This window comes from Hyphomonas oceanitis SCH89 (genome assembly GCF_000685295.1).
GTDB classification, from domain to species: domain Bacteria; phylum Pseudomonadota; class Alphaproteobacteria; order Caulobacterales; family Hyphomonadaceae; genus Hyphomonas; species Hyphomonas oceanitis.
Window position 1 is genome coordinate 1 of sequence record NZ_ARYL01000060.1, and the last position, 9,377, is coordinate 9,377.

10 protein-coding genes and 1 pseudogene are annotated in these 9,377 nt (G+C 53.7%); 1 reads left to right on the forward strand and 10 read right to left on the reverse strand.

Annotation, left to right across the window (positions count from 1 at the left end; translation table 11 throughout):
• Nucleotides 1-46 precede the first annotated feature (46 nt).
• Complete coding sequence (locus HOC_RS22550) at nt 47-208, reverse strand: helix-turn-helix domain-containing protein (protein WP_156950559.1); 162 nt, start codon at nt 206-208, stop codon at nt 47-49.
• Between the two features lie 46 nt (nt 209-254).
• Here HOC_RS22550 and HOC_RS19350 point away from each other — a divergent pair.
• Nucleotides 255-1,405, forward strand: a protein-coding gene (locus tag HOC_RS19350) for an IS3 family transposase (protein WP_156950560.1) whose coding sequence is annotated in 2 segments (ribosomal slippage) — nt 255-504 and nt 504-1,405 — 1,152 coding nt in all. Because the reading frame shifts where the segments join, the coding sequence is not laid out codon by codon here.
• 18 nt (nt 1,406-1,423) lie between these two features.
• Here the strand turns inward: HOC_RS19350 and HOC_RS19355 are convergent.
• From HOC_RS19355 to HOC_RS22460, 9 genes and pseudogenes are all read right to left on the reverse strand, one after another.
• A complete protein-coding gene (locus HOC_RS19355) occupies nt 1,424-1,612 on the reverse strand; it encodes a helix-turn-helix domain containing protein (RefSeq protein ID WP_035541672.1) in 189 nt (62 codons plus the stop codon).
• A gap of 103 nt (nt 1,613-1,715) precedes the next feature.
• Entirely contained in the window at nt 1,716-2,456 is a 741-nt protein-coding gene (locus HOC_RS19360) for a class I SAM-dependent methyltransferase (protein WP_051625132.1), read from the reverse strand.
• Nucleotides 2,453-3,115, reverse strand: coding sequence for a hypothetical protein (locus HOC_RS19365; RefSeq protein WP_156950561.1), 663 nt, complete (start codon nt 3,113-3,115; stop codon nt 2,453-2,455). Before HOC_RS19365 ends, HOC_RS19360 begins: the two co-directional genes overlap by 4 nt.
• Nucleotides 3,116-3,235: 120 nt before the next feature.
• Nucleotides 3,236-4,855, reverse strand: a complete 1,620-nt coding sequence (locus HOC_RS19370) for a hypothetical protein (RefSeq protein WP_035541675.1) — start codon at nt 4,853-4,855, stop codon at nt 3,236-3,238.
• 108 nt (nt 4,856-4,963) lie between these two features.
• Nucleotides 4,964-5,287: a hypothetical protein gene (locus HOC_RS22280; RefSeq protein ID WP_156950562.1), complete on the reverse strand. Its 324-nt coding sequence runs from the start codon at nt 5,285-5,287 to the stop codon at nt 4,964-4,966.
• 6 nt (nt 5,288-5,293) lie between these two features.
• A complete protein-coding gene (locus tag HOC_RS19375) occupies nt 5,294-5,788 on the reverse strand; it encodes an FkbM family methyltransferase (protein ID WP_162174907.1) in 495 nt (164 codons plus the stop codon).
• A 153-nt stretch (nt 5,789-5,941) separates the two neighbouring features.
• Entirely contained in the window at nt 5,942-7,174 is a 1,233-nt protein-coding gene (locus HOC_RS19380; RefSeq protein ID WP_035541681.1) for a glycosyltransferase, read from the reverse strand.
• On the reverse strand, nt 7,171-8,736 hold the full coding sequence (locus HOC_RS21980) for a glycosyltransferase (protein WP_162174908.1): 1,566 nt from the start codon (nt 8,734-8,736) through the stop codon (nt 7,171-7,173). Before HOC_RS21980 ends, HOC_RS19380 begins: the two co-directional genes overlap by 4 nt.
• Before the next feature lie 34 nt (nt 8,737-8,770).
• Nucleotides 8,771-9,377: pseudogene (locus HOC_RS22460) on the reverse strand (hypothetical protein); the annotation flags it as partial.

Here is a 9,377-nt window from a genome sequence, read left to right on the forward strand (position 1 = left end):
GCAATGACGGGGCGGACCATACATTTTTATATGTAAAGCCAGCGGCTCAGAGCAGCCTGGAGAGGGTCGATGGATCAGCCGTCACACCGTGTTCTTCCTGTAGCACCCGCGCCAGCTCAGGCATCGTAATGTCAGGCTTTTCCAGGACCCGCTGGATGAGGAAGTCCCGGAACGACCCAAGCTTGCCCGCCCCTGACCTGAGCCCCAAATGGTCCCGCATTTGAATAGAGAGTCTGTCGCAACGGAGACAGACAATGCGCAAGAGCAAATTCACCGACGAACAGATCATCGCGATCCTGGCAGAACAGGAGCGTGGCATGGCGACGTCAGACGTGTGCCGGCGTCACGGGGTCAGCTCGGCCACCTTCTACAAATGGAAGGCGAAGTATGGTGGGATGGACGTGTCGGATGCCCGCAAGCTGAAGACATTGGAGACCGAGAACGCGCGGTTGAAGAAGCTGCTGGCCGACAGCATGCTCGACAACTCGATCCTGAAAGACCTGCTGGGAAAGCCCTGACGACGCCCCAGTTGAAGCGGGATGCGGCGCTCAAGGTGATCGACAAATACGACATCTCCCAGCGCCGCGCCTGCCGATTGGTCAGCGTCGATCCGAAGACTGTCAGACGTGAGCTGGAACCGGACAATCCGGAGATCCGCGAACGCATGCGTGAGATCGCTGCGACACGCCGCCGGTTTGGCTATCGCCGGATCGAAGTGATGCTGGCGCGAGAGGGTATCGTGATGAACCAGAAGAAGCTCAGGCGCCTCTACAAGGAGGAAGGCCTGTCAGTGAAACGCAGGCGTGGCCGCAAGCGCGCTACTGGAACACGCGAACCGATGCTCGTGCCAGACGGTCCGTCACAGCGCTGGAGCCTCGACTTCGTGTCCGATGTCTTCGGCCCGGCCCGGCGCTTCCGCATGCTGAACGTGATCGACGACTACACGCGCGAGTGCCTGGCACTGGTGGCGGACACATCGCTGTCAGGCGCCCGCGTGGCCCGTGAACTGGATCGCTGCATCCGTCTCTATGGCAGGCCCGAAACCATCGTCTCAGATAACGGGACTGAACTGACCAGTCGCGCCATCCTCGAATGGCAGAACCAGACCGGCATCGCCTGGCACTATATCGCGCCGGGCAAACCGCAACAAAACGGCTTCGTCGAGAGCTTCAATGGCAAGCTACGCGACGAGTGCCTTAACGAGGAAGTGTTCGACAGCCTTACCCATGCCCGCAAGATCCTCGGACGATGGCGACATGACTATAACCACCACCGGCCTCACTCATCACTGGGCGGGCTGACGCCCGCAGCGCGCCGGTCGCTCGAGCTTGTGGGGAGCAACGCTCCCAACGCGCTCGCCACATCTCAAACCATGGACTATGAAAGGGGCAGACTCTCGAAATGAATGAGGGACTGAAGGGTCTCAGGTCACCCCTTTCGGTTTACCCTGAGACCGGAGTGCAATGGATCCTGTCTCTTCCACATGACGCTTCAGCCGCGATGCCGTCGAGGGCGCCACTTCAAACTGACGCACAACCGCACGGGCCGACTTGCCCGCCGCAATACCCCGCATGATCCGGGACCGAATATCATTCGAAATCAAAATTACCATGGCCAGGTTCCTCCCAGAACTGTGATTCACAGTTCGGCAGTAACGAGAATCATTTTCGATTCAATCAATCGGCCCGACGCTCTAAAGTATCCAGCTTGGACAATCAGTCAGGCTTCCTCCAGACGCCAATCACGGTTTTCCCCAAGCTGCGCATAATCAATGGGTCAAGGATCTTCGAAACGGGTACCATAGCATGATCCCAGAAAAGGACTTGGGACAATGTCGGAAGTGACTGCTTCAGGAGTATTTTATTCGCGATTGACGCCAGCAAGCCAACACAGTCGAGATAAAAAAACGCGTGCTCCTCTGCCGCCTGCGGTCGTAACGCCCTTAGACTCGTTTTGGAATAACGCCTGAAATGACCGATTGATGCATCGAATTCTGAGAACAGGAATTGATGCGCAGGAGACAGCACAACGAGATTCCCACCTGGCTTGAGACGCTTGAACGCGATTTCCACTTCCTCAAGATCATGCTCAATATGTTCGAGTACATCTATGTAAATGATTGTGTCAAAAGTTTCATCTGCTCTGTATTCGCCAAGCGTCGAGTTGATTGAACTCACGTTCGACGGCAAATCTCCCTGCGTGATCTTTTTCGATATCTCCTTACTCATTTCCCTGTCAGGCTCAAAACACGACCATGACGCCTCCGACCCCGCGCAAAGTATAGCGGTGGTTCCACCGATTCCGGCGCCGATTTCCGCAACGTCTCCACGAATATAACCAGCAAGCTGGCGCGCAAAATACGCCTTCCAGTTCTCGGCGTGCTGAAACAATTCCAGCTCGCTACCTATATAGTCAAAGGCATCTGCCCCTACTCCCGATACGCCCCGCATAGTCATGGCGTTTCTATTCCGGTTGAAGCGCACTTAAATGGCACCAATACTGGTTTGTTGGCCAGCGGGTTTGTCAACTCGTGGGTTATTGTACCGCCAATGAGGCGCTTTTTGGGAAGAAAATTGCGACGGAAAAAACTTGTGAACGTCGCAAGACGCCGTCCCCGCGAAGTAAGATGCAAGCAACCATCTATGTTTTTCACCGTCCCACTCGTAATTTGTTCGGTCATCCTCACATCCGCCACGCGGTATTCATCCATGAACTCCATCAGAATGATATTTTTCATAGCATCCGCAGCGACTTCTCCCCCTCGATAATCAATTTTCTCGACAATATAGATTGACAGGGATCTGTCGATCACGGTCGGCCCCATCACACTGTAGAGCAGGATGAGAAGATTCGAAGCGACCACCGTGAGCGTAAGCTCGGTCACAAGGAGCGTAGAGGTCCAGCGCCGGAAAAACCAGTAAGCTCCCAGCATCAGGACGGACGCGATAATGGTGTCCCAGATGCAAGCATACAGAATGACGGAAACGGGAACATATTGGAAATGGAGGAAATTGATGATCAGGAACAACGCGCCGAGGGAAGCCGACAGCCCCACGATTTCGATAGCCTTGGTCCTGATGTTTGCCTCGGGCTGTGGCTCGATGACAGTAGTCATGAATCCATCCTCTATTGCTCCCCAACTCATTAGGGTGATCGCACCAGAATAACAATTGGCAAACCGCCGCTGCCTCCACAAGGCCAGAGATAGCCGCCAGAATGTAAAGGCAGCGTTTCGCTAGGGCATTATTTTCTCGCCTGTGCACATGCTGATATCCAATGCACCTGGCTCGAAGTTCGTCGTGACAGGATAGCAAGTTCCTCCGACAATTGTGACACCGAACTCCTGCTGGAGCTCAGGTCCGAAGGCGGCACCTCGAATTAAAAGTTTGATTGATCCGTCGTGATCCCGGATTTTGTCTACCGTTTCCTGATGAAATTTGTAGCCCCGCGCATTGAGCGTTGTTTGCGTAATTCCAACGAACGTCAGATCTTCCGCGTCGATAAACGGAAGAACATACGTTAGAGGCGGCCCTATGACTAGGACGAGTGCATTATCTGGCACTGACGGAACATTAACTTGGATTTCCGTTTGCGAAAACGGCATACGGCCCCACGCCGGATACTTGGTGAAAGACTGCACCGCGATCAGGAGCAGTATGGACGCAATCACGGTGCTCTCGTCTCGCGAGGCCCGCTCTCCAACCATGAAAATTGCCGCGATCGCTACGATTATGACTGTCGTCGCGACGCCTTCCACCGCAACGGCATATCGGAGATAGGAAAACTGTATGAGCCAAATGATGTAGGCCGCGAATGCAAACACAACAAGGAACCGCAAGCGTCGCGAGGTGAGCAGCAAACGACTGCGAAAGAAAACCAGTACAGTTCCTAGCAATAAGAACAGCGCAAGACGCGGATCCCGCAATAAGGGTTCAGATACTTCGCCAGAAACACGTACCGCCCAATTCAGTGGATAGAGAACCCATTCCGCGGGACTGTTTGGAACGAAACGCATGTCCTTGAAGTTAATTTCGGGATACCAACCCGATTTGAATATGGAATTGTAAAGTGGGAACATCGGGCTGTCGTACCGCTGCTCCAGAAAGATGGCCCACCAGCCATATGTGAGCAGAAGCCCGCCAACCCAGGCGACACTGAACGCGGCAACCGGGCGGATCGAGAGTGTAATACCATAGACCGCAACAAGTCCGATAACGAATGCCGGCGCGTAAGTAAAAGCCGTCAATTTGAGGCCACCTGCTGCACCGATAAGGAGTCCTGCCACGACAAAGTAGCGAAGTTTGATAGTTCCGCGACCTACGGCATATAGGCCGATGACGAAGCCCATGAGCACAAGCAGAGCCAGCTGGATTTCATTAAATGTAGTGGCAGACTGGGAAAAGGTTGCTGCGGCTGTCAGCCCCAGAACGGTGGCTACCAACGGCAACATGTAATTGCTCGTGTTGTTTGCATAATGGGAAGAAAATACGGGGCATGCGAATACCAACCGATTTAGTTTCCAGAGAACAAAGGCATACAGGCCAAAATATACGGATAGAAGAATCGACGCGACCTTCAGGCCAAAATGCTTGAGCGTGAAATAATACGGTGCGTCCAGAAGCGGATTGAACAGAGACTGAAAGTCGGCGGGCGCGATATCATTATCGAAGTGCCCCTCGAGAAAGGCATAACCAAGATAGAGGTGATAGTTCCGCAAGTCCCAATTGGCATCGTGGCCATAGAATACCGTTAGGGTTACAGCCGCCAGCAGGCAGACCATCAATATGGCGCCGTCCCTCAACGCCTTCCTGAGCCAAGCGTTGCTAAAACGTAACGCCATTTGCCACAAATCCATGATATTCCTCTCGAGTTTTACGCACTTGCCGTTTTGCCAGTTCTATGTACAGCGGTTTTATAGTCAGTTTTCAGGTCGTTTTTTTTGCTTAGTGACCTAGCGGCCAGTTTAGCCCGTCGAATCTAATCGATCGGCGCGTATCGTTTCTCGTGCGTCCTCGAATAATTCCGTACTCGCACTTCGAATTCGAAAGCGACTCAAGCATACGAGCACGGCTGAACCTGAAATCGGCTGGAAGATAATGCCGTCAACACGACCACCAGCCATATGTTCAAAGATGAAATGTCTAAACGAGTTTTCGTCTTTTATGAAACGCAAATCTCCAAAACTTCCATATGCTTCAAATTCACCCGCCACCTCAAGTACCAGTTGCCCCAAGCCTTTGGGACTCACATTCGCATTCCAAATTAGTGCAAGAGCATTAAACTCCATGACCACTCAAGGCGAATATTTCTCGAACGTACGTCGCGCTACTTTGAGTAAATTGATCTCGAATCCCTCAACATCTATCTTCACCAAATGAATGGCGTCGAGTGCCAACTTGTCCACGATACTATCAATTGATCGCACGTGAACCTTGTTAGCCGAGTCGATTGACACCTGGGTGCCTGCTGCAAACTCCCGATGCTCGAATCCAATCGATCCATCTTCTGCGGCTGCAGCACAGTTGAAGAAGCGAGCAGTCACATTATTTGCGATCATATTCTTTTGATAAAGCTCTCCAATACTTGGAGAGGCCTCAATTGCTATAATGTCAGCATTCGCTGCCGCCTCGATCAAACTTGTTGCCCCAATATTCGCACCCACGTCAATGAACGTTCCGCCATTTGGAAATTGCAATATCTCACGAATCAACCTTCCATTGTCTGACGCCTGATTCTGAATATCCTTGAAATACCCACCTTCAGACCAACCAAAGGCTAATTTACCCATCCCCATAAGATTGATATATTTGATCTATACGTTGTCCCGACATTTTTGTATTTGCTTTGTAATTTTAAAATATTTGAATAAGGTATAACGCTTCGACATGCGCGGAGGTGGCTTAAAGATCGACGTCAGCCCATCAGTCAGCAAAGCTTCTATCTAAGCAGGATACTCTAGAGATTTATTTATCTGCGCGACTAGGTTGGAACGCAAGAATGCATGGTCCCAGTAGACAGTCTCGCGCTTAAGCTTCTGGTCTGCTGGTAACTTGAGCGGCGTCCGACGCAGAACATCTGCCATAGCCCGTTGAAACGCCTTGGGATCGTCAGCGATAATCACACCGGGAGCGTTTCGGAATTCATCAAAGCCCCGCATGGCCGTGGACGTCGCAACAATCCATTTTCCCAGCGCAAGCGCTTCGGCCGTCTTCAGGTTGCTGCCACCGCCTAAGGTTACGGGTAAAATCACCCCATGGCAGGCGTCTTTCACAGCGCTGAGTTCCGCATCAGACGGCGATGGAAAGAATTGCACACGATCAGAATGCGCCGACAGGTAGCGTTGGTATTGTGCTGTTTGGAAGATACCGTCACACAGCCCCCCGCAGATCGCCAGTTGCTTTTCGGGCGGAATAAAGAACACTCCATCGACAATCGCCATCTCTGCAAACCCGTTTATGTTTGGCGGATAGGCGCTGCCGACAAAAAACAGGAACCGGTTCTTGCCGTAAATGGATTTCACCCTGGAAAGGGCAGCTTCGGACGGAGGCACAGGCCTGCTCACACCGTTCGGAATCAGCATGACTTCGCCACCCCGATCCATCTTGCGGTACACTGCTTGATCCTCAGCCGAACAGGCTATGATCAAGCTGGCTGCCCGGCACAATTCGGCCTCGGTCCGGTTGATAAGATCAAACGCCACACGCACATCGTCAGACCGCACATTGGCTGAAGTAAGCATGTCGCGCTTGAGCGGCGCTTCCAAATTCTGTGAGGAATAGATGACTGGCATCTCGGCCCAACGCGGATCCTGACGGAGCCGCTTAACGAAGGGCCACATGAAGGGCTGCTCAAGCTGGATAACGTCAGGCGCGAAGCGTTCAGCCACCGCAAGCAGCCGTTTATGCGTCACGAGGTTTGTCTCCCCCCCTGCCTGCCATCCGGCCCGCACGTCATCAATGAGCGGAATCGCGCGGTACGGATCGTTGTCCAGGGCCATGATCGCAACATCGTCGGACGATACGTCTTCCTGCGTGTAGTGAGCGCCTTGGTAGACGCACGCGTATTGGTATTGAACGCCCACAGAGGAATAATAGTCGCGAAATGCGCTAACGCGGCGTTGCCCACCATGGACAGGCTTGATGATCGGATAGGTTCCCAGCCCCAGAATTTTCATGGCGTAGCGCTCTCCCCAACCTTGGCAAAAAATTCCTGTGCAGCATCTTTCCAGATCGTGGGCCGGAAATCCGATTTCACTCTTGCAGCAAGCTCGCCAACATAGGCTACATCGGTCATTGCACGCGAGAGACAGTCGGCCCAAGCGAGCGTATCCTTGGGATCAAGACGAACGACCAAATCGCCGCCTATTTCTGAAAGTGCTCCGGCATTGCTGGCGAATGACGCCTTTCCGGCTAGCAGTAATTCGGCCAATGGCAGACCATACCCCTCATAATGGCTCGGAAACAGGCCGAAAGCGCACTGGCGATAAAGCTCGCCGAGCATTTCATCCGTCACGTGATTGAGCAGCATGATGGAAGACTTTGTCGCGGGATTTGCACCGATCTCCCGCACTAGATCGTCAGACCCCCAACCCTGTCGTCCGACGAAAACAAGACAGTGCTCGCGCGGATCGACCCGTCCTTCGCGAACGCATCGATCCCAGGCCTCATACAGGACCCGGTGGTTCTTGCGCGGTTCGATAGTCGAGACGAACAGCGCAAACCGCTTGTTGGCCAATCTTCTTGGCAGCTCAACAGTCGGGGACGTTACATCAGCATCGGACTTTGCCTTGGGAAGATCATTGCCCAGAGGAAACGCAACCGCGTCAAGATCCTGCAGACCATTCTCGGCGGCGTAGTTCATCAGATCCTGCCGTGTCGTTTCCGAAATGCAGAAGCATTTATCCGCTAGCCAGACTAACTCCCCGATATAGTCTCGCAGCAATGAATCGTAACCAGGGACGACGAAATGCGGATAGGTGACCGGAATGAGATCATAAACGACAGCGAGATACCGGAAGCCGTCGCGCTTCTTCAGATTGTAGATCGTCCGCATATCCTTGTGATCCCAGTCGAGCCCGCAGGAAATCACGGCACTCTTACTGTTCAGGGCGATCTCCTCGACAAACGTATCAGACGCATAACGCAAGGCTCGTGCGGGAGCCGGCGCACGCCCTAGCTCGTCGCGCTCACGCAAGACTTGATCCTTTGTGAGACGTCGGCCCTGAACGCGCTGAAGCGAACGGTACACCCAAGGATGGCTCAATAGCCGCCGCCGAAGGTCCCGGCGGGTAACCGCCCAAGCGCTCCCTTCATGGATCGAGCGCTCACGTTCCTCCCGGATTTGCGTCACATCATCTCTACGGAGCCGACGCCCCCTCAATCGCTGAAGGGCTATATAGGTTTTGGGCCTCTGCAAAAGCTGATAACTGAACTCTTGTGGAAGAAATGCCACCATGCCGCGAATCAGGCGCGACAGAGGCGCCGGCTGCGCGAAAGAAGGCGCTGCCGGAGGTGAATCGAAGGAAAATGACGTTCGCCCACTGAAAATTTCTTCCGCAATAGCGTCCGGCACGTGCAGGAACCTTTGGCGCGGCTTATCGTAAACGCAGAAGGAGACTTCTGAACCAAGGTTCCTCTTGGCGAATCTCGCCAGCTCCCGCTCAACACGGATGATGCCGACGACATTGCCGCCCCATCTCGCGCAGCTCGACAGATCAAAGTAGAATCTTGTGCCCACAGCACCCTCCCCTTGGGACTTTACACGTCCGGTTCTATTTTTGAGCATTAGTGATTTTCATGACAAATGAACGCATAGTGCTGAGTAATCTCCACGTTCGACTAGCCCGGATCGCAGCAAGCGCACTATTTGCCTCTTCTGCCCGCATTTGTATCTCTCGAAGCGCCGTTTCAGCGCGCAGCAGTTCAGTCTTTAGGGTAGCAGCCTCGCTATCCAATTCCGCGATCTGCGTACCTTGTTGCGCGCAGGTCGCCTGAAGCGATGCGATCTCGGTCGTGTACGCATCAGCAGCCGAGCGGGCATCCGCGACGACTGTTTCGACTGCCGCAGCCACACCATTGGACTGAGCCGTCAGCGCATCCAACACGCTGCGCGCTTCTTCCCGAGAATGCTCACGCATCTCTTGAAGCACCGCTTCAGCGCGCAGCAGTTCAGTCTTCAGGGTAGCAGCCTCGCTATCCAATTCCGTGATCCGCGTACCTTGTTGCGCGCAGGTCGCCTGAAGCGATGCGATCTCGGTCGTGTACGCATCAGCAGCCGAGCGGGCATCCGCGACGACTGTTTCGACTGCCGCAGCCACACCATTGGACTGAGCCGTCAGCGCATCCAACACGCTGCGCGCTTCTTCCCGAGAATGCTCA